Origin of the sequence: Streptomyces sp. ICC1, assembly GCF_003287935.1 — a bacterium.
GTDB lineage: Bacteria > Actinomycetota > Actinomycetes > Streptomycetales > Streptomycetaceae > Streptomyces > Streptomyces tritrimontium.
In genome coordinates this window covers 3,092,721-3,111,856 of record NZ_CP030287.1, presented here as the reverse complement: position 1 = coordinate 3,111,856, position 19,136 = coordinate 3,092,721, and the positions used below count along the sequence as shown (strand labels likewise).

19 protein-coding genes are annotated in these 19,136 nt (G+C 71.6%); 9 read left to right on the top strand and 10 right to left on the bottom strand.

What is annotated here, in order from left to right; translation table 11 throughout:
- Positions 1 to 58: 58 nt before the first annotated feature.
- The gene (locus tag DRB96_RS14740; protein WP_112448879.1) at positions 59 to 1,897 is read left to right on the top strand and encodes an NHL domain-containing thioredoxin family protein; all 1,839 of its coding nucleotides are present in this window, start codon (positions 59 to 61) and stop codon (positions 1,895 to 1,897) included.
- A 30-nt stretch (positions 1,898 to 1,927) separates the two neighbouring features.
- On the opposite strand, the gene DRB96_RS14735 is transcribed toward DRB96_RS14740, so the two are convergent.
- The 5 genes from DRB96_RS14735 to DRB96_RS14715 all read right to left on the bottom strand — a co-directional run bounded on the left by DRB96_RS14735 (position 1,928) and on the right by DRB96_RS14715 (position 6,829).
- Entirely contained in the window at positions 1,928 to 3,223 is a 1,296-nt protein-coding gene (locus tag DRB96_RS14735) for a M18 family aminopeptidase (protein ID WP_112448878.1), read from the bottom strand.
- Positions 3,224 to 3,378: 155 nt separating this feature from the next.
- Complete coding sequence (locus DRB96_RS14730) at positions 3,379 to 4,119, bottom strand: hypothetical protein (protein ID WP_112448877.1); 741 nt, start codon at positions 4,117 to 4,119, stop codon at positions 3,379 to 3,381.
- A 199-nt stretch (positions 4,120 to 4,318) separates the two neighbouring features.
- Positions 4,319 to 6,145: an acyl-CoA dehydrogenase gene (locus DRB96_RS14725; protein WP_112448876.1), complete on the bottom strand. Its 1,827-nt coding sequence runs from the start codon at positions 6,143 to 6,145 to the stop codon at positions 4,319 to 4,321.
- A 67-nt stretch (positions 6,146 to 6,212) separates the two neighbouring features.
- Positions 6,213 to 6,626 (bottom strand): ATP-binding protein, encoded by a 414-nt coding sequence (locus tag DRB96_RS14720; protein ID WP_112448875.1) that lies wholly within the window; start codon positions 6,624 to 6,626, stop codon positions 6,213 to 6,215.
- Positions 6,623 to 6,829, bottom strand: coding sequence for a hypothetical protein (locus tag DRB96_RS14715; RefSeq protein WP_112448874.1), 207 nt, complete (start codon positions 6,827 to 6,829; stop codon positions 6,623 to 6,625). The genes DRB96_RS14720 and DRB96_RS14715 overlap by 4 nt, the downstream gene beginning before the upstream one ends.
- 114 nt (positions 6,830 to 6,943) lie before the next feature.
- On the opposite strand from DRB96_RS14715, the gene DRB96_RS14710 reads away from it, so the two are divergent.
- The 7 genes from DRB96_RS14710 (at position 6,944) to DRB96_RS14685 (ending at position 11,505) form a co-directional block, all read left to right on the top strand.
- The gene (locus tag DRB96_RS14710) at positions 6,944 to 7,801 is read left to right on the top strand and encodes a helix-turn-helix transcriptional regulator (protein WP_112448873.1); all 858 of its coding nucleotides are present in this window, start codon (positions 6,944 to 6,946) and stop codon (positions 7,799 to 7,801) included.
- The gene (locus DRB96_RS14705) at positions 7,782 to 7,985 is read left to right on the top strand and encodes a DUF397 domain-containing protein (protein ID WP_112448872.1); all 204 of its coding nucleotides are present in this window, start codon (positions 7,782 to 7,784) and stop codon (positions 7,983 to 7,985) included. Before DRB96_RS14710 ends, DRB96_RS14705 begins: the two co-directional genes overlap by 20 nt.
- A gap of 48 nt (positions 7,986 to 8,033) precedes the next feature.
- Positions 8,034 to 8,486: an SseB family protein gene (locus DRB96_RS14700; protein WP_112448871.1), complete on the top strand. Its 453-nt coding sequence runs from the start codon at positions 8,034 to 8,036 to the stop codon at positions 8,484 to 8,486.
- 23 nt (positions 8,487 to 8,509) lie between these two features.
- Entirely contained in the window at positions 8,510 to 9,469 is a 960-nt protein-coding gene (locus DRB96_RS14695; protein WP_112448870.1) for a helix-turn-helix domain-containing protein, read from the top strand.
- Positions 9,470 to 9,600: 131 nt separating this feature from the next.
- A complete protein-coding gene (locus DRB96_RS14690) occupies positions 9,601 to 9,984 on the top strand; it encodes a hypothetical protein (protein ID WP_162688579.1) in 384 nt (127 codons plus the stop codon).
- A 2-nt stretch (positions 9,985 to 9,986) separates the two neighbouring features.
- Positions 9,987 to 10,343: a hypothetical protein gene (locus DRB96_RS42950; RefSeq protein ID WP_162688580.1), complete on the top strand. Its 357-nt coding sequence runs from the start codon at positions 9,987 to 9,989 to the stop codon at positions 10,341 to 10,343.
- Between the two features lie 160 nt (positions 10,344 to 10,503).
- Positions 10,504 to 11,505 (top strand): pirin family protein, encoded by a 1,002-nt coding sequence (locus DRB96_RS14685; RefSeq protein WP_112448868.1) that lies wholly within the window; start codon positions 10,504 to 10,506, stop codon positions 11,503 to 11,505.
- Between the two features lie 74 nt (positions 11,506 to 11,579).
- Here DRB96_RS14685 and DRB96_RS14680 read toward each other — a convergent pair whose 3' ends face one another.
- The 5 genes from DRB96_RS14680 to DRB96_RS14660 form a co-directional block, all read right to left on the bottom strand.
- On the bottom strand, positions 11,580 to 11,882 hold the full coding sequence (locus DRB96_RS14680) for a hypothetical protein (RefSeq protein WP_112448867.1): 303 nt from the start codon (positions 11,880 to 11,882) through the stop codon (positions 11,580 to 11,582).
- A complete protein-coding gene (locus DRB96_RS14675; protein WP_112448866.1) occupies positions 11,879 to 12,796 on the bottom strand; it encodes an RNA polymerase sigma-70 factor in 918 nt (305 codons plus the stop codon). The genes DRB96_RS14680 and DRB96_RS14675 overlap by 4 nt, the downstream gene beginning before the upstream one ends.
- Before the next feature lie 68 nt (positions 12,797 to 12,864).
- Positions 12,865 to 13,770, bottom strand: coding sequence for an NAD(P)-dependent oxidoreductase (locus DRB96_RS14670; protein WP_239516137.1), 906 nt, complete (start codon positions 13,768 to 13,770; stop codon positions 12,865 to 12,867).
- 92 nt (positions 13,771 to 13,862) lie between these two features.
- Positions 13,863 to 14,924 carry an AI-2E family transporter gene (locus DRB96_RS14665; RefSeq protein ID WP_239516138.1) on the bottom strand — a complete coding sequence of 354 codons (1,062 nt, stop codon included), beginning with the start codon at positions 14,922 to 14,924 and terminating at the stop codon, positions 13,863 to 13,865.
- A gap of 39 nt (positions 14,925 to 14,963) precedes the next feature.
- On the bottom strand, positions 14,964 to 17,156 hold the full coding sequence (locus DRB96_RS14660) for a SpoIIE family protein phosphatase (protein ID WP_112448863.1): 2,193 nt from the start codon (positions 17,154 to 17,156) through the stop codon (positions 14,964 to 14,966).
- 138 nt (positions 17,157 to 17,294) lie between these two features.
- Between DRB96_RS14660 and aspS the strand changes: the two genes are divergently transcribed.
- Positions 17,295 to 19,112: an aspartate--tRNA ligase gene (aspS, locus tag DRB96_RS14655; RefSeq protein ID WP_112448862.1), complete on the top strand. Its 1,818-nt coding sequence runs from the start codon at positions 17,295 to 17,297 to the stop codon at positions 19,110 to 19,112.
- Positions 19,113 to 19,136 lie beyond the last annotated feature (24 nt).

Below are 19,136 nucleotides of genomic sequence, written 5' to 3'. Positions count from 1 at the left end.
AGCAGGCGTTTCGTACGGGCGTGATCCTGCGTTCACAGGTGGATGGCAAGCTTGAAGGATGAACGATGCTGCCCCGGCGCTCACCCCCGCGCCCGCGCCCCGCCGACGTGCCCGTGTCCGTGCCCCCGAGCTGATCGGCAAGGGCGGCTGGCTGAACACCGGTGGTAAAGAGCTCACCCTCGCCGACCTGCGAGGTAAGTGCGTTGTTGTAGATTTCTGGACCTTCTGCTGTGTGAACTGCCTGCACGTCCTCGACGAGTTGCGGGAGCTGGAGGAGAAGCACCGGGACACCGTCGTGATCATCGGCGTGCACTCGCCGAAGTTCGTGCACGAGGCCGAGCACTCCGCCGTCGTCGACGCCGTCGAGCGGTACGGGGTGCACCACCCGGTGCTCGACGATCCCGAGCTCGCCACCTGGAAGCAGTACGCCGTCCGCGCCTGGCCGACGCTCGTCGTCATCGACCCCGAGGGGTACGTCGTCGCGCAGCACGCCGGCGAGGGCCACGCGCACGCCATCGAGCGGCTCGTCGAGGAGCTGGAGGCCGAGCACGGGGCCAAGGGGACGCTGCGGCGCGGGGACGGGCCGTACGTGGCGCCCGAGCCGGTCGCGGGGGACCTGCGGTTCCCCGGGAAGGCGCTCGTGCTGCCCTCCGGGAACCTGCTCGTCTCCGATACGACGCGCCACCAGCTGGTGGAGCTGGCCGCCGACGGGGAGAGCGTCGTACGGCGCGTCGGCAGCGGCGTGCGCGGGTTCACCGCCGAGAGCTTCAGCGAGCCGCAGGGGCTCGCCCTGCTGCCCGACGGGACCGTGGTCGTCGCCGACACCGTCAATCACGCGCTGCGCCGCTTCGACCCCGCGACCGGGGCCGTGGAGACCGTCGCCGGGACCGGCCGCCAGTGGTGGCAGGGGTCACCGACCTCCGGGCCGGCCCTTGGGGTGGACCTGTCCTCGCCGTGGGACGTGGCCTGGTGGCGGGGCAAGGTGTGGATCGCCATGGCGGGCGTCCACCAGCTGTGGACGTGGGACCCGGAGGCGGGGACCGTGGAGCTCGCCGCCGGGACGACCAACGAGGGGCTGCACGACGGGCCGGCCGCCGGGGCCTGGTTCGCCCAGCCGTCCGGGCTCGCGGCCACGCAGAACCGGCTGTGGATCGCCGACTCCGAGACCAGTTCGGTCCGGTACGTCCACCCCGTCGACGGGGGCTACGCGATCACCACCGCCGTCGGGTCCGGCCTCTTCGACTTCGGCCACCGCGACGGCGACGCCGCCCAGGCGCTGCTCCAGCACCCGCTGGGGGTCACCGCGCTGCCCGACGGCTCGGTCGCGGTGTGCGACACGTACAACCACGCCCTGCGGCGCTACGACCCCGCCACCGGGCAGGTGACCACCCTCGCCACCGACCTGCGCGAGCCCAGCGACGCCGTGCTCGTCGGGGACGACATCGTCGTCGTCGAGTCCGCCCGGCACCGGCTGACCCGGCTGCGGCTCCCCGAGGAAGCCGTACGGGTGGACGCGGTCGCCCACCGCACGCAGCGGGCCGCCACCGAGGTGGCCCCCGGCACGCTCCGCCTCGACATCGTCTTCCGGGCGCCGTCCGGGCAGAAGCTCGACACCCGCTACGGGCCCTCGACCCGGCTGCTGGTCTCCTCGACCCCGCCCGGACTGCTGGCGGCCGGGGACGGGGCCGGGACCGACCTGTTCCGGGAGCTCGCGCTGAACCCCGACGTCACCGAGGGGGTCCTGCACGTCTCCGCGATGGCCGCGTCCTGCGACGACGACCCGGAGAACGAGTACCCCGCCTGCCACGTCCACCAGCAGGACTGGGGGGTGCCGGTACGGATCACCCCGCAGGGTGTCGCCCGGCTCCCCCTCGTCCTCGCCGGCATGGACGACTGAGCCCCGGCCGCAGCCGGCCGCGCGGACGGCCTAACTCTCCAGGAACGCCACCATCGTGTTGGCCAGGAGGTACGGGTCGTCCGCGCCGCACAGTTCGCGGGCGCTGTGCATCGACAGGATGGCCACGCCGATGTCCACGGTCTGGATGCCGTGGCGGGCGGCGGTGATCGGGCCGATCGTCGTGCCGCACGGCATCGAGTTGTTGGAGACGAAGGTCTGCCACGGCACGCCGGCCCGCTCGCAGGCGTTCACGAACACCGCCCGCCCGCTGCCGTCCGTCGCGTACCGCTGGTTGACGTTGACCTTGAGGATCGGGCCGCCGTTGGCGCGCGGGTGGTGCGAGGGGTCGTGCCGCTCCGCGTAGTTGGGGTGCACGGCGTGGCCGGTGTCCGAGGAGAGGCAGATGGCACCGGCGAAGGCCCGCGCGCGGTCCTCGTAGGTGCCGCCGCGCGAGAAGACTGAACGTTCCAGCACGTTGCCCAGCAGCGGCCCGTCCGCGCCGGTGTCCGACTGCGAGCCGTTCTCCTCGTGGTCGAAGGCGGCCAGTACGGGGATGTGGTCGAGCTTCTCGGCGGCCGAGGCCGCCGCCAGCGCGACGACGCCCGCGTGCACGGACAGCAGGTTGTCCATGCGCGGGCCGGCCAGCAGCTCGCGGTCGCGGCCCAGGTAGGCGGGCGGCTCGATCGAGTGGACCATCAGGTCCCAGCCGGCGACGGAGCCGCGCTCCAGTTCTTCCTCGTCCTCCAGGAAGGCGATCAGGTCGCCCTCGTGGACATCGCCCAGGCCCCAGATCGGCTGCATGTGGCGCTGCTTGTCGAGCTTGAGCCCGTCGGTGTTCACCGACCGGTCCAGGTGGACGGCGAGTTGGGGCACGCGCATCAGCGCGCGGTCGATGTTGACGAGCCGGTCGGTCCCGTCGTGCAGGGTCAACCGCCCGGCCAGGCCCAGGTCCCGGTCGAGCCAGGTGTTGAGCAGGGTGCCGCCGTAGATCTCCACGGCGATCTGCCGCCAGCCCTGCGAGCCGGTGTCGGGCAGCGGCTTGACGCGGAGGTTGGGGGAGTCGGTGTGCGCGCCGACGATCCGGAACGGGGTGTGCGGGGCAGCGCCTTCGGGCACGTACCAGGCGATGATCGCGCCGCCGCGGAGTACGAACTTGCCCCCGGTGCTCGCGTCCCAGGCGTCCGTCTCGGCCAACTGCCTGAATCCGGCCTTCTCCAGCCGCTCGGCCGCGTTGGCCACGGCGTGGTACTGCGACGGACTCGCCGTCAGGAAGGTCATCAGGTCGTCGGTGTGGCCGCGGTCGAAGCGGGCGGCGGGAGAGCTCATGTGGTTCACCTTAACGACGGTCGTGTTCGTCATGGCCGGACTGCGGCGGATGGCCGGAGGAAGGGGAACGGGAGGGGTGTGGCCCGGACCCCGGGGCCGAGCGGCCCCGGGGAAGAGGGGCACGTCTCCGCGCCGCACTTCCCCGAGGCCGCTTGTCAGCCCGGCGGACGCTCGAAGCGGCGCTGCAGCTGTCTGCGCTCGCCCCGGCGGATGCGCGGGAGCATCTCCGGGGTCTGCGCGGAGCGCTGTGCGCGTCTTTTGCGTCCGGCGCAGAAGATACAGGCCTCACCCGGTGGTGCGTCGGGATCGATGGGCGCACCGGGGTGCTCGGAGCAGCCGGAGGCGTTGCGCGGCCGGGACAGTTCGCGGGCCACGATGAAGGCGCGGTGCAGGTCGTCGGCCATCGCGACGAAGTCCTCGGGCGGCGATCCCAGGCTCAGGTGGAAGCGCCGGTCCTCGACCGCGCGCAGGCGCTCGCGCAGCGCCTGGAGCGTGTACGGGGGGTCGGGCACGGGGTAGCCCAGCCGGCGCTGCTCCCCGGCGGGCGGGGCGGCGGCGGCCGCCCGGGCGCCCTGGGCGCGCATGCCCAGGCGCCGCCGGTCGTTGCAGATGAGGCAGCGGCCCCAGCCCTCGGGCGCCTCGGGGTCCAGCGCGCCGTTGGGGTGCTCCGGACAGCCGGTGTAGCTCTTGGCGGGCGCGAGCCCGGAGGCGGTCTGGAAGGCGGTGTAGAGGGCGTCGGCGACGGACTCGTACTCGGTGGGGTGGGCACCGTCGTAGAGCTCTTTGAGGTGGTCGCCGAGGCTGCCCACGGCGGACTGCAGCTCCTTGAGGGCATAGGGCCGCCCCGTCGGGACGGAGTACCCCCTGCTGCCGCGCTGCTGCTCCTGTGGACTCATACCCCCGAGCGTCCCACGAAGCACCGACAACCCGGGAACCCCGCAGCCCACAGGCGGTACGGGGCCCCTCGGTGGCCGTCGGAGCGCCCCTTGACCGCGCCCGCCCCGGCGCACGCCGACGGCCGGGCCCCCGTGCGGAGGACCCGGCCGTCGGCGCGTACGTACACCGCGTACAGCTGTGGGATGGGGAGGACGGGGCCTAGAAGGCGGCCTCGTCGAGCTCCATCAGGGTGTTGTCGACGCTCTCGGCGAGCGCGCGGGCGACCGAGACGCCGGGCAGGACCTGGGCGGCGAAGAACTTCGCCGCCGCGATCTTGCCGGTGTAGAACGGCACGTCCTTGGGGGAGGCGGTCGGCAGCTTCTCGGCGGCCACGGCCGCGCCCTTGAGGAGCAGGTAGCCGACGACCACGTCACCGGAGGCCATGAGCAGGCGGGTGGTGTTCTGGCCGACCTTGTAGATGTTCTTGACGTCCTCGCCGGTGGCGGTGAGGTCGACGATCATCTGGCCGACGATGGCCTCCAGGTCGACGGCCGCCTTGGCGAGCGCGTCGCGGGCCGGGGCGAGGTCCTCGCCGCCGGGGCCCTCGGCCAGGAACTTCTTGAACGTCTCGGAGAGGACGTTCAGGGCGGCGCCCTGGTCGCGGACGATCTTCCGGAAGAAGAAGTCCTGGCCCTGGATGGCCGTGGTGCCCTCGTAGAGGGTGTCGATCTTGGCGTCGCGGATGTACTGCTCGATCGGGTATTCCTGCAGGTAACCGGAACCGCCGAAGGTCTGGAGCGACTGCGCGAGCTGCTCGTAGGACTTCTCGGAGCCGTAGCCCTTCACGATCGGCAGGAGCAGGTCGTTCAGACCCACGAGGGACTTGGTGTCCTCGCCGGCGGCCTGCTTGACCTGGATCTCGTCCTGGATGGACGCGGTGTACAGGACCAGGGCGCGCATGCCCTCGGCGTACGCCTTCTGCGTCATGAGCGAGCGGCGCACGTCGGGGTGGTGCGTGATGGTGACCTTGGGGGCCGCCTTGTCCATGAACTCGGCCAGGTCCGGGCCCTGCACGCGCTCCTTGGCGTACTCCAGCGCGTTCAGGTAGCCGGTCGACAGGGTCGCGATGGCCTTCGTGCCGACCATCATCCGGGCGAACTCGATGATCATGAACATCTGGCGGATGCCGTCGTGCTTGTCACCGATCAGCCAGCCCTTGGCGGGGTGCTGGTCGCCGAAGGTCATCTCGCACGTGTTGGAGGCCTTGAGGCCCATCTTGTGCTCGACGTTCGTCGCGTAGACGCCGTTGCGCTCGCCCAGCTCGCCGGTCTCCCAGTCGAAGTGGAACTTCGGGACCAGGAAGAGGGACAGGCCCTTCGTGCCCGGGCCGTGGCCCTCGGGGCGCGCGAGGACGTAGTGGAGGATGTTCTCCTCCATGTCGTGCTCACCGGACGTGATGAAGCGCTTGACGCCCTCGATGTGCCAGGAGCCGTCCGCCTGCTCGACCGCCTTGGTGCGGCCGGCGCCGACGTCCGAGCCGGCGTCCGGCTCGGTGAGGACCATGGTGGAGCCCCAGCGCTTCTCGACCGCGAGCGCGGCGATCTTCTTCTGTACCTCGTTGCCCTCTTCGAAGAGGACGCCGGCGAACGCCGGGCCGGAGGAGTACATCCAGACGGCCGGGTTCGCACCCAGGATCGTCTCGGCGAAGGCCCAGATGAGCGAGCGGGGCGAGGTGGTGCCGCCGATCTCCTCGGGCAGGCCCAGGCGCCAGTACTCGGAGTCCATGAAGGCCTTGTAGCTCTTCTTGAAGGACGCCGGGACGGGCGCGGTGTTCGTGGTGGGGTCGAAGACCGGCGGGTTGCGGTCCGCGTCCTCGAAGGAGGCGGCCAGCTCGTTCTCGGAGAGCTTGGTGATCTCGCTGAGGATGGTCTTGGCGGTCTCGGTGTCCATCTCACCGAACGGTCCGGTGCCGTACAGCTTGTCGCGCCCGAGCACCTCGAAGAGGTTGAACTCGATGTCGCGGAGATTCGACTTGTAGTGCCCCATGGCGACGGCTCCGTTAAGGCTCGGTGAGAGTGGTTCTTCGTGCATACCAATCGGTAACGTAATGATGCTACCCGCCGGTAATAACGGCAACCCTTCCGGTCGGACTGTGACCAGGGTCAAGTTCGAGCTCACACCAGACGGTCTTCCCGCCGGCCCCTTCGGGCCGGACGCCCCATTCCAGCGCCACGGCGGCCAGCAGCGCCAGCCCCCGCCCGCACTCCTCGGTGTCGGCCGCCTGCCGGAGTACGGGTTCCCGCGGATCGGGGTCGGTGAGCTCGACCCGCGTACGGGCTGCCCTTCCGGTGATCCGCAGCGTGACGGGCGTGCCGGGGCCGAGGTGGGCGAGCGCGTTGGTGAGCAGCTCGCTCACACAGAGCTCCGTGTCGGCGGACGCCCCGGGTCCGAGATGCTCCCGCACTGCGTGGCGGGCGAGGGGTACGGCGCCGGGGGTGGCGAGCAGCCGGATGGTGAGGCCGGTCACGGCATGGCCAGGGCGTCGGCGAGGCGCTGCGCGGTGGCGGCGTTGCAGTTGCCGAGGGTGATGAGGGGGGTGGAGCTGTAGCGCCCGGCGTAGGAGAGGAGCTGGAGGTCGAGGGAGGGGAGCGTGATCCCGTGGCCCGCGAGGGCGGCGCGGAGGTTTTCGAGGGCCGTGGTCGCCTCGCGGTCGTGGGGGTGGTCGCTCATGGCGGATTCCTTCGCAGCGGGGAGTGACGAACTGCTCACAGGCTGGCGTGCCCCGGCGTAGCGTGGGAAGAGTTTCGAGTCCACAGTGCGAAGTGTGGAAGGCAGGCTCCGAGGATGGCCGCGAGCAAGGACATTGACGGCTCGGTGAGCGTGCCGGCCTTCTACGGCAAGGAGTTGCGCTGGCGGCGCGAGGGGGCGGGGCTCACGCTCCAACAGGCCGTCGAGGGCAGCTTCTACGGGGTCAGCTACCTGAGCGAGATCGAGCACGGTCGGCGGCGCATGCCTCTGGACCTGGCGCAGCACGTGGACCGGGTCCTGAGGGCGGACGGGTTCTTCGAGCGCCGGTGCGAGGACGTGCGCAAGGCGCGGACCATCGGTCAGGCCAAGTATGCCGAGAGGGTTCTGGAGGCTGAGCAGCTGGCGGAAACGATCGATGAGTGGTGCCCGATTGTGCTTCCGGGCGTACTGCAGACCGAGGCGTACATGCGGGCGCTCTTCCGGGCGGAACGCCCCCTGGAGCCTTTGGACGAGACCGACGTGAAGGTCAACGCCCGATTGGGGCGGGCACGTCTCTTCGAGGACGACCAGAGGGCGGCGGAGTACTGGGTGATCCTCCATGAATCGCTGCTACGGCTGCCGGTGCTTCCGCCGGAAGGGATGGCGGACCAGCTCGACCGCGTCACCACCCTGGGGCGGCGGCGGCGAGTCGTTCCACAGATCCTTCCGTGGAACGCTGGAGCGCATCCCTTCATGTCGGCCGGTACCGTCCTCATCTTGACCTTCGGTGACGCTCCTCCGCTCGTCTATACGGAGTCTCTGCACAGCGGTGTCACCATCGATGATCCGGCCATCGTGAAGCGCTACCGAAGGTCGTACGATCTTTTGAGGGCTGCCGCGCTGCCGCCAGAGGTGTCCCTCGCCATGATCGAGGCGGCCGCAGAGGACTTCCGAAATGGCAAACAGACACGTTGACTTGAGCTCTGCGCGCTGGCGCAAGAGCAGTTACAGCAATACCGACGGCGGAGTGTGCGTCGAGGTCGCTGACGGCCTGGTCGGGATCGTCCCGGTCCGGGATTCCAAGGTGCAGGACGGGCCCGTCCTGGTGATCGGGGCCACCGCATGGGCGGGCTTCGTCGAGGGGCTGAAGGGCCACTGACCGGAACTCGTCGTCCCGGCGGGCCACGCCATCGGTAGGCTTCGGTCCATGTACGGCTACGACCAGAACGTGAGCGCAGGGCAGCAGCAGCAATACGCGCAGCCCCAGCAGGGCTACGCGCCGCCGCTGTACCCCGAGCCCTCGCCGCCCTCCCTCGCGGACGCGGTGCGCGCCTTCACGACCGGGTCGCTGTCCGCCGAGGACTTCCAGCAGATCTTCGCCTCCTCGAAGGTCTACTGCCCGCGCGGCGAGACCCCGGGCTTCCTGGCGCTGCACAACACGCAGCAGCCGGTCATCCCGATGTTCACCACGCTCAAGGAGCTCCGCCGGTACGCCGGCAAGGAGTCCAAGTACTTCGTGATCACCGGCGCCGAGGTGATCGACCTGCTGCCCACCGGCTACGGCTTCGTCCTCGACATGGAGGGCGACCACCGGATGGTCTTCGACGCGAAGGCGGTCGAGCAGATGGTCGACTACGCCATGCGCCGCATGTACGGCTGACCACCGACGGCACGGGGGCGGACATGCTGCGCGTGCACTTCGAGGCCGAGGACCTCTTCAACGTCACCTTCGCGAGCGAGCCGCTGCCCCTCGTGGAGCTGGCCCTCGCGCTCGTCGCCGCGCAGCGCACGGACGAGCAGGCGGTTTTCGGCCGTTGGCGCAGCCTCGCAGCCCAGCAGCTGCCGGGCCGGGTGCGGCCGCTGTTCGACCTGCTGCGGCCCGACGGGGACAACCCGCACTTCGTGGAGCCGTACGCGCGCAGCCTGGAGGAGGGCCTCACCGTCATCCGGGACCGGGTGCCCTTCCTCACCCCCGAGGGGCTGACCCGCGCCGCCACCCGCGCACCCGGCTCCCCGTCGTGGCTGCGTGCCCTCTGGAGCCAGGACCGGGAGGCCTGGGACCAGCTGGACACCGCGATCCGGTCCGCGTACGAGGTGCTCATCGCCCCGCAGTGGCCGCGGATCCGCCAGTCCTTCCAGGCGGACGTGGCCTGGCGGACCCGGCTGCTGGCCGCCCACGGGATCAAGGCCTGCCTGGCGAGCACGCACCCCGCGGCCGACTGGTCGGGCACCGTCTTCGAGGTGGGCCGGCCGCCGGACTACGAGGTCCGGCTCGGCGGGCGCGGGCTGGTGCTGATGCCCTCGCCGTTCTGGACGGGCCGCCCGCTGCTGGACGACCACCCGGACGGGACGTACGTACTCCTCTACCCCGCGATGACCCCGCTGCCGCTGGTGTCCCCGGAGCGGGCGGACGGCGCGCTGGACGCGCTGCTGGGGCGGACGCGGGCAGCCGTCCTCCAGCTGCTGATCCAGCAGCGGACCACGTCCGAGCTGGCCCGGGACCTCGACATCAGCCTGCCCTCGGTCTCGGAGCACACCCGCACCCTGCGCGCGGCCGGCCTGATCACCACGGCCCGCGACGGCAAGGCGGTCCTGCACTCCGCGACGGCGCTGGGCGTGGACCTCCTGCACAGCGGCGCCTGAGCGGACGGGCGGACGGGCTTCCTTTCGGCGCTGCCCGAAAGGATCGCGGCGGCGCGGGCCGCGTCCGAGAGTGGGTGCCGCGGGGAGCTGGAACACGGGGGGCTCCCCGCCTCATCCACCAGGAGGCATTGATGGCTCGTACGCGTACATCCATCCGCACGAAGGTCATGACGTCGGCGGTCGCGGGGGTGCTGGCGCTGGGCACGGGGGTCCTGGCGGCGGGCCCGGCGCAGGCGGCCGACTCCTTCGGCTGCCCGTCCGGCGCGGTCTGCATCTACCGGGGCACGAACTGGAACGAGCCGGTGCCGTGGAACCAGCGGTACACGACCCAGGGTGTGCACAAGCTCTACAACCAGGAGGGCCAGCACATCGTCTACAACAACCAGACGGGCGGCTGGACCGTGAAGCTGTGTCGCAACAGCAACGGCACCGACTGCCTGCCCAAGATGCGCCCGGGCGACGGCTGGCCCGAGAACCTGTCGCCGATCAACTCCATCGTGATCGCGACCTGGTAGCCGTGCGCCGGATCGCCAGGGCGGGGGCGGCGCTCGCGCTCGCCCTGGGAGCGGTGGCCACGGTCGGCGCGGTGGGGGCCGAGGCGGCCGTGCAGGTGCGGGGGTGCCCGGCGGGCACGGCGTGCCTCTACGGGGAGGGCGGGAGCTGGCCGGCGGGCCGCCCGTCGCTCGTGATGTACCCGGGCTCCACCTACTTCCCCTACCCGCAGATGGGGACCCTCCGGGTGCTCAACAACCGTGACGCCGGCCTCGTGCGGGTCTGCGGCCCGGTCACCGGCACTCCCGGCGGGTGTGTGGACGTCCTGCCCCACGGCTGGGTGGACGTCGTGGCGCCGACCATGATCGCCGTCATGATCTAGGATCGGTACGGGTACGCCCGTCCCACCGCGCGGACCGCGCGGCAGGGGCGGGCGTACGCGTGTTTCCGGGCCGGGAATGCGGCGGGAGGGCGGGCTGTTCTGGCGGGTGGCAGAAAGTTCGGGTTTCAACTAAACTCGACGCCAGAAGGAGGTTCCGACCATGCCTGCAGTGACTGTGGAGAACCCGTTGACGCTCCCGCGCGTCGCGGAGCCCGCCCAGGAGACGACGACCGCCCGCAAGGTGCTGGCCGTCACGACCGCCCCGGGGGGTTTCGAGGGCGAGGGATTCCCGGTACGACGCGCGTTCGCCGGGATCAACTACCAGTACCTCGACCCGTTCATCATGATGGACCAGATGGGTGAGGTGGAGTACGCGCCGGGCGAGCCCAAGGGCACCCCCTGGCACCCCCACCGCGGCTTCGAGACCGTCACCTACCTGATCGACGGAACCTTCGTCCACCAGGACAGCAACGGCGGCGGCGGAGTCATCAACGGCGGCGACACCCAGTGGATGACCGCCGGGTCCGGCCTCCTGCACATCGAGGCCCCGCCGGAGGCCCTCGTCGTGTCCGGCGGGCTCTTCCACGGCCTCCAGCTGTGGGTGAACCTCCCGGCCTCCGACAAGATGATGCCCCCGCGCTACCAGGACATCGGCGGCGGCCAGGTCCAGCTGCTCTCCACCCCGGACGGCGGCGCCCTGCTCCGGGTGATCGCCGGCGAGCTGGACGGCCACCAGGGCCCCGGCATCACCCACACCCCGATCACGATGATCCACGCGACGGTCACCCCCGGCGCGCGGCTCACCCTCCCCTGGCGCGAGGACTTCAACGCCCTGGCGTACGTACTGGCCGGGCGCGGCTCGGTCGGCGAGGACCGCAGGCCGATCCACACCGGGCAGACCGCGGTCTTCGGCGAGGGCGGCTCGCTGACCCTGCGGGCGGACGAGGCCCAGGACTCCAACGCCCCGGACCTGGAGATCGTCCTGCTCGGCGGACGTCCGATCCGGGAGCCGATGGCGCACTACGGGCCGTTCGTGATGAACAGCAAGCACGAGCTGCAGCAGGCGTTCGACGACTTCCAGGCCGGCCGCCTGGGCCGCATCCCCACCACCGCCCGCACCGGCCTCGGCCACCGCGGCACGGGCGAGGCGGCGCAGGACTGACACACCGGCCGGGCCGGGCCCGACCGGGCCCGACCGGCTGCCGGCCCCGGCCGGTGGCCCGGCCGGTTGCGGCTTCAGCTCCGCAGCAGCCAGATGGCCTGCACGGCGAATATCGCGTGGGCGAGCACGCACCAGACCCACGCCCGGGGACTTCTTCGGGGTCCACGGCGGATCGTGGTCACCCAGCCCGCCGCCAGCAGGACCGCGGACAGTGCGCAGAACGCCCAGGCGAGGGCGAGCCATGTCGGGGAATGCCCGGTGAACTGCCGGATGGCCGCGACGGGGGCCAGCGACAGCAGGGGCAGCGTCCACGCGGCTTCGCCGGCGCCGGTACCGGTGCGGGTGCGTTCGTGGCGGTCGGACGTGGTGTCGGTCATCGGGGGTCCTCTGTCTTCGTCGTCCGTGCGGGGAAGTCTGGCCGGATCAGGCCGGTCAGCTTGTCCGGGTTGACCTGGAAGCGGAGGTTGCGCAGGAGGTCGTCCTCCAGGTCGAAGGTGAGCGCGCCCACGGGCGCGTCCGCCAGCAGGCACAGGACGCCGAGCTCGCCGTTGACGACGGCCGTGGTGACGGCGGCGCCCGCCGTCTTCGCCTGCGCCATGACCCGCAGCAGCCAGCGGGCCACCTGGGTGGGGCCGTGCAGCGGGTGGTGGGAGGCGGTGACCTTGCCGCCGCCGTCCGACCACGCCGTGACCTCGGGGGCGAGCAGCTCCATGACGGCGTTCAGGTCGCCGCCGGCGCAGGCGTCCATGAACCGCGCGGTGACCTCCCGGCGCCGGGCGCCGTCGGTGTCGAAGCGCGGCCGGCGGGCCTGTACGTGGGCGCGCGCCCGGTGCGAGATCTGCCGGACCGTGGCCTCCGGCCGGTCCAGGAACCCGGCTATCTCCCCGTGGGCGTACCCGAACACCTCGTGCAGCACGAACACCACGCGCTCCGCGGGGGACAGGGTCTCCAGCACGACCAGCATCGCCGTCGAGACGCTCTCGGCCAGCTCGCTGCCCTCCGCGATGTCGGGCGAGGCCGCCAACGGTTCCGGCAGCCACGGGCCGACGTACTCCTCGCGCGTGGCCCGCGCCGAGGTCAGCCGGTTCAGGGACAGGTTGGTCACCGTCCGGACCAGGTAGGCCTTCGGGTGGCGCACCCCGGTGCGGTCCGCCCTGTTCCAGGTGAGCCAGGCGTCCTGGACCACGTCCTCCGCGTCGGTGACCGTCCCCAGCATCCGGTAGGCGGTGGCGAACAGCAGCCGCCGGTGCTCGGTGAAGGGGTCCTGCTCCGGGTCAGTCGTGATCGTCATGGGCATATCGTGCCGAACCGCACCCGCCCGTGACGGGCATCCACCGTCAACCGGCCGGCCGGGCGGGGTCAACCGGCCATCGCGGCGAGGCCCTCGGCGCAGGACGCGTACCGCGGGGTCCAGCCCAGCTCGGCCGCGGCCTTCGCGTTGGAGAGCCGCAGGCTGGTGGTGAACATCTTGTGCGCGTACGGCATCGGCCGGGTCAGCCAGGCCGGGACCGCGACCGGCCGGGGGGCGCCGAACGCGGCGGCGACCGCGCTCACGTGCGCGCCGAAGCCCGTCGGGGTGTCGTCCACGATGTTGTACGCCTGCCCCGGCCGCCCGCCCCCGACCGCCAGCGCCACCGCGCGCGCCGCGTCCCGCAGCTGGACCCACGGCAGCACCCGGCCCCGGTCGGCGACCGCCGGGAGCGCGCGCCTGCGCAGCGGTGCCAGCAGCGCCTCGGTGCCGCCGGGCCCGTAGAACAGGCCGAACCGCAGCGCTACGCCCTCGATCCCGTCGGCCGCCAGGACCGTCTCCTCCTTGTACCGCATGGCGTCCACGTGCCGCTGGGAGTGCGCGTCCAGGCCGGTCGGGCCGAAGACGTCCTCCTCCGTGACCACGCGGTCGCCGAAGTCGCGGTAGCCGTAGCCGAACGCCATCGACTCGGCGATCACCCGCCGGGCTCCGACCGCCCGGGCCGCCTCAAGCAGGTGGGCGGTCCCCGCCACCCGCAGCGCGTCGGTCGCGGTCATGTCCCGGTGCCGCATCGGCGTCCTGGCGAGCGCGGTGGCCGCGTGCACGACCGTGTCGACCTCCAGCCCGTCCACGGCCCGCAGCAGGCCCTCCCGGTCCATCAGGTCCGCCACCACCGCGTTCCCGGCGCCCCGTCCCAGACCCAGGACGGTGTGGCCCGCCGCGGTGAGCTCCTCGGCGATGTGGCGCCCGAAGACCCCGCTCGCCCCTGCCAGCAGCACGCTCTTGGTGTGAGTCATGCCCATGGGACAAGCGGGCGCCGCGGAACGTGACACCCGGCGGCGCGGCGTGGCCCAGGACACCAGGTGGCCGGGCGGGGCGGGGCGGGGCGTCAGGCGGTCGGGGGGACCTGCGCCGGACCCGTCTCGTACCGGGTGCGCAGTTCGGAGATGATCCCGAAGACGGCCGCGGTCAGCGGCACGGCGAGCAGCATCCCCAGGATGCCGGCGACGCTCGCCCCGGCGGTGATCGCGAGCATGACCACCGCCGGATGCATCTGCACCGTGCGGCTCTGCACCAGGGGCTGGAGCACGTACCCCTCGATCATCTGGACCGCCAGCACCAGGCCCAGCGCCCACAGGCCGATCACCCAGCCCCGGTCGGCGAGGGCGACGAGGACCGCCACGGCGCCGGAGAGGAAGGCGCCGAGGTAGGGGATGTAGGCGGTGACGAACACCAGGGCGGCCAGGCCCACGGCGCCCGGCACGTCCAGGACCAGCAGGCCCGCGCCGATCAGCACGGCGTCGACCAGGGCCACGAAGGTGGTCCCGCGCATGAAGCCCTCGACGGCCCCGTAGGCGCGCCGCCCCATCGCCTCCATCGGGTCGCCCGCGCTGCTCGGCACCATGGAGCGCAGCGTTCCCACGGCCCGGTGGGAGTCGCGGAGGAAGAAGAAGATCAGGACCAGGGCCAGCAGGGCCGTCGCGATCATCGTCCCGACCACGCTGAGCCCCGCGACCACGCCGGAGGCGGCCGTGCCGCCGAACTTGGTGAGCAGGTCCTTGGAGTTCTCGGCGATGTCCTCGACGGAGGTCCCGAGCGCCCCGAAGTGGTCCGCGAGGCCCTTGCCGGCCCGCTTCAGGGAGTCGATGATCTGGTCGCCGGTCTCGATGAGCGCGAGGACGACGACGTACGAGGCCCCGCCGACCACCGCGACCACGGCCAGGCAGGTGAGGGCCGCGGCGAGCGAGCGGTTGACCTTCATGCCGACCAGCCGCCGGTGCAGCGGCCCGAGCAGGGCCGTGCCGAGCACGGCGAGCAGGACGGGCGTGACGACCGTCCTAAAGACGGTGCACAGCCATACGAAGAGGGCCAGCACGGCGGCGACGAGGAGGACGACGAGGCACCAGGCGGCGACTCGGCGCACGGGCTCGGGCAGCAGGGAAGTCGGCACGGCTGTATCCAAGCACGGCGGGGGCCCGCCGCCCGGGGCTCAGTCCAGCGGGTCGGAATCGGGTTTCGAGCGCTCCACCAGCTCGAACCAGGTGGACTTGCCCTCGCCGCGCGGGTCGACGCCCCAGAGGTCCGCCAGCATCTCCAGCAGGAGCACGCCCCGCCCGCTCGACGCCATCTCACCCGGCTGCCGCTTGTGCGGCAGCTCGTCGGAGGCGTCCGCCACCTCCACCCGCAGCCGGCGCGAGCCGAGCTCGCCGACCGCCTGCGCCATCAGCAGCGCGTCCCCGTCCGTGTGGACCAGTACGTTCGTCACCATTTCGGAGACCATCAGCACCGCCGCGTCGACCTGCTCCGCGTCCGCCCAGTCGTGCAGCAGCTCCCGGATCTGCTGGCGCACGCCCGCGACCCGCTCCGGCTCCGCCTGCGCGACGGTGAGCATGGTGCGCCGGGCCGGGCGCGAAGGGTGCAGCAGCGGGCTCTCGCAGCCGCAGCCCGCGCCCTCGCGGCACAGCAGGACCACGGCTATGTCGTCCTCGCGCCGGTCGGCCAGCGGTCCGGTGGTGTGGTGCGAGGACGGGCCGTGGACCGCCTGGACCAGCAGGTCCGCGAGTCTTTCGAGGTGCTGGGTCTCCAGGTGGCCGGGACCGGAGTCCTGCGGATCGGGGGTCTCCGACTCCAGGATCGCCCGCAGCCGCGCCCAGCCCGTGTCGAGGTCGTGCCCGCCCGTCTCGATGAGCCCGTCGGTGCACAGCATCATCGTCTCGCCGGGCTCCAGGGTGAAGCGCGTCGTCGGATAGTCGGTGTCCGGCACGATGCCCAGCGGCAGTCCGCCCGCCGTGGGCCGCATCAGGACCGTGCCGTCCGTCATCCGGATCGCCGGGTCGGGGTGCCCGGCGCGGGCCACCTCCAGCAGTCCGGTCTGCGGATCGCACTCCACGTACAGGCAGGTCGCGAAGCGCGGGCTCAGGAAGTCGGCGTCCTCGCCGGAGTCCGAGCCCGTGTCCTGCTCCGAGCACAGCCCCGCCAGGAAGCGGGAGGCCCGGGAGAGCACCGCGTCCGGCCGGTGGCCCTCCGAGGCGTACGCGCGCACCGCGATCCGCAGTTGGCCCATGAGCCCGGCCGCCCGGACGTCGTGGCCCTGCACGTCGCCGATGACCAGCGCGAACCGTCCCGACGGCAGCGGGATCATGTCGTACCAGTCGCCGCCGACCTGGAGCCCGCCGCCGGTCGGCACGTAGCGGGCGGCGATCGTCATGCCCGGGATCTCGGGGCCCAGCTGGGGCATCATCGACCGTTGCAGGCCGGTGGTGAGTTCCCGCTCGGATTCGGCCACACCGGCCCGCTGGAGGGCCTGCGCGAGCATCCGGGCCACGGTCGTCAGGACGGACCGCTCGTCGGGCGAGAAGGACACCGGGTGCTTGAACGCGGCCATCCAGGCGCCCATGGTCCGCCCGGCGACGATCAGCGGCAGGAAGGCCCAGGAGATCCGGTCGAAGCGCTGGGCGAGCGGCCAGGTGGCCGGGAAGCGCCGTTTGTAGTCCTCGGGGCTGGGGAGGTAGATCGCCCGGCCGGTACGGACGACCTCCGCGGCCGGATAGTCCGTGTCCACCGGCATGTCCGCGAAGGGACCCTCGTCCCCCACGTCGTGCCCGTGGTGCCCGATGATCGACAGCCGGGTGCCGGCCACGCCGAAGACGGCCAGCCCGTCGGGGATGAAGCCGGGCATCGACAGCGAGGCCGCCACCCGCAGCACCTCGGAGGTGGAGCGGGCCTCGGCCAGCGCCCGCCCGGCGTCGAGCAGGAACGCCTCGCGCGAGCGGCGCCAGTCGCCGGTGATCGGGGTGTGCACGGCCGTGGTGCCGGGCTGCGCCTCGGCGATCTCCTGGATGGTGCCGATCAGCTCGTAGTCGACGCGGCCGTCCGGGCTGCGGTTCTCCAGCGGCTTCGAGCGGCTCCGTACGGTGCGTAGCACCCGCCCGTCCTCGTCCATGATCCGCAGCCGGGCCTCGGCGAGGGTGCCCTCGGCGACCGCGAGGTTCACGATGCCGTTGATCTCGTTCCAGTCCACCGGGTGGAAGCGGGAGCGCACGGCGACCTCGGGCAGCGCGACGGGCTCGGCGGGCAGCCCGAGCAGCCGGGCGGCCTCGCCGTCGAGGGTGACCGTCCCGGAGGCGTTGTCCCATCGCCACAAACCGGTCGCGATGGCGGCCAGGACGTCCTCTGTGCGCACCCGGTCATCTTTACAGGTCATACCCGTGACGTGCCTGTTCACCACCCCGGTGCGGGCACGCCCGCACGGGGGTCCGCCCCGGACGGTAACCTTGGCACGGTTGAATCCACCCTGGTATCACGTAGAACTGGATGACTGATGCATCGGTACAGGTCCCACACGTGCGGCGAGCTTCGTGCCTCCGACGTCGCCTCCGACGTCCGGCTGAGTGGCTGGCTGCACAATCGTCGAGACCTGGGCGGCATCCTCTTCATCGATCTGCGTGACCACTACGGCATCACGCAGCTCGTCGCCCGTCCCGGCACCGCCGCGAACGAGGCGCTCAGCAGCGTCACCAAGGAGACCGTCGTCCGCATCGACGGCAAGGTCGTCTCCCGCGGCGCGGACAACGTCAACCCCGAGCTCGCCACCGGCGACGTCGAGGTCGAGGTCACCGCGGTCGAGGTGCTCGGCGCCTCCGCCCCGCTGCCCTTCACCATCAACACCGACGACGGGGTGAACGAGGAGCGGCGCCTGGAGTACCGCTTCCTCGACCTGCGCCGCGAGCGCATGCACCGCAACATCATGCTGCGCTCGGCCGTCATCGCCTCCATCCGCTCCAAGATGGTGGCCCTCGGCTTCAACGAGATGGCGACCCCGATCCTCACCGCGACCTCCCCCGAGGGCGCCCGTGACTTCGTGGTGCCGTCCCGCCTGAACCCGGGCAAGTTCTACGCGCTCCCGCAGGCGCCGCAGCAGTTCAAGCAGCTGCTGATGATCTCCGGCTTCGACCGGTACTTCCAGATCGCGCCCTGCTTCCGCGACGAGGACGCCCGTGCCGACCGCTCGCCGGGCGAGTTCTACCAGCTCGACGTCGAGATGTCCTTCGTCGAGCAGGAGGACGTCTTCCAGCCGATCGAGCGGCTGATGACGGAGATCTTCACCGAGTTCGGCAAGGGCCGCGCGGTCACCTCGCCCTTCCCGCGGATCCCGTTCCGCGAGTCGATGCTCAAGTACGGCAACGACAAGCCCGACCTGCGCTCCAAGCTGGAGCTCGTCGACATCACCGACGTGTTCGAGGGCTCGGAGTTCAAGGCGTTCGCCGGCAAGCACGTGCGTGCCCTGGCCGTCCCGGACACCGCCGGCCAGCCGCGCAAGTTCTTCGACGGCCTCGGCGAGTACGCGATCTCGCTGGGCGCCAAGGGCCTGGCCTGGGTCCGCGTGGGCGAGGACGGCGCGCTGACCGGCCCGATCGCCAAGTTCCTCACCGAGGAGAACGTCAAGGTCCTCACCGAGCGCCTCGGCCTGGCCGCCGGCCACGCCGTGTTCTTCGGCGCGGGCGAGTTCGACGAGGTCTCCAAGATCATGGCGGGCGTCCGCGTCGAGGCGTCCAAGCGCGCCGGGCAGTTCGAGGAGGACGTCTTCCGGTTCTGCTGGATCGTCGACTTCCCGATGTACGAGAAGGACGAGGAGACCGGCAAGATCGACTTCTCCCACAACCCGTTCTCCATGCCGCAGGGCGGCATGAAGGACCTGGAGGAGAAGGACCCGCTCGACATCCTGGCGTGGCAGTACGACATCGTCTGCAACGGCATCGAGCTGTCCTCCGGCGCCATCCGCAACCACGAGCCCGAGGTCATGCTGAAGGCCTTCGAGATCGCGGGCTACGAGGCGGAGACCGTCGAGCGCGAGTTCGCGGGCATGCTCCGCGCGTTCCGCCTCGGCGCCCCGCCGCACGGTGGCATCGCCCCGGGCGTCGACCGCATCGTGATGCTGCTGGCCGACGAGCCGAACATCCGCGAGACCATCGCCTTCCCGCTGAACGGCAACGCCCAGGACCTGATGATGGGCGCGCCCACCGTCCTGGAGGAGTCCCGCCTGCGCGAGCTGAACATCGCGCTGCGCAAGCCGGTGGAGACGAAGCCGGCCGACGCCAAGCCGGTCGCGGAGGCGGTCCACCCGGACGCCGCGCGCTAGGTCGTCCAGGTCTTCTTGCTCGAC

Coding starts and splice junctions, on each gene's coding strand:
- DRB96_RS14740 (WP_112448879.1), top strand. CDS start 59: ATGAACGATGCTGCCCCGGCGCTCACCCCCGCGCCCGCGCCCCGCCGA.
- DRB96_RS14735 (WP_112448878.1), bottom strand. CDS start 3,223: ATGAGCTCTCCCGCCGCCCGCTTCGACCGCGGCCACACCGACGACCTG.
- DRB96_RS14730 (WP_112448877.1), bottom strand. CDS start 4,119: ATGAGTCCACAGGAGCAGCAGCGCGGCAGCAGGGGGTACTCCGTCCCG.
- DRB96_RS14725 (WP_112448876.1), bottom strand. CDS start 6,145: ATGGGGCACTACAAGTCGAATCTCCGCGACATCGAGTTCAACCTCTTC.
- DRB96_RS14715 (WP_112448874.1), bottom strand. CDS start 6,829: ATGAGCGACCACCCCCACGACCGCGAGGCGACCACGGCCCTCGAAAAC.
- DRB96_RS14710 (WP_112448873.1), top strand. CDS start 6,944: ATGGCCGCGAGCAAGGACATTGACGGCTCGGTGAGCGTGCCGGCCTTC.
- DRB96_RS14705 (WP_112448872.1), top strand. CDS start 7,782: ATGGCAAACAGACACGTTGACTTGAGCTCTGCGCGCTGGCGCAAGAGC.
- DRB96_RS14700 (WP_112448871.1), top strand. CDS start 8,034: ATGTACGGCTACGACCAGAACGTGAGCGCAGGGCAGCAGCAGCAATAC.
- DRB96_RS14695 (WP_112448870.1), top strand. CDS start 8,510: ATGCTGCGCGTGCACTTCGAGGCCGAGGACCTCTTCAACGTCACCTTC.
- DRB96_RS14690 (WP_162688579.1), top strand. CDS start 9,601: ATGGCTCGTACGCGTACATCCATCCGCACGAAGGTCATGACGTCGGCG.
- DRB96_RS14685 (WP_112448868.1), top strand. CDS start 10,504: ATGCCTGCAGTGACTGTGGAGAACCCGTTGACGCTCCCGCGCGTCGCG.
- DRB96_RS14680 (WP_112448867.1), bottom strand. CDS start 11,882: ATGACCGACACCACGTCCGACCGCCACGAACGCACCCGCACCGGTACC.
- DRB96_RS14675 (WP_112448866.1), bottom strand. CDS start 12,796: ATGACGATCACGACTGACCCGGAGCAGGACCCCTTCACCGAGCACCGG.
- DRB96_RS14670 (WP_239516137.1), bottom strand. CDS start 13,770: ATGACTCACACCAAGAGCGTGCTGCTGGCAGGGGCGAGCGGGGTCTTC.
- aspS (WP_112448862.1), top strand. CDS start 17,295: ATGCATCGGTACAGGTCCCACACGTGCGGCGAGCTTCGTGCCTCCGAC.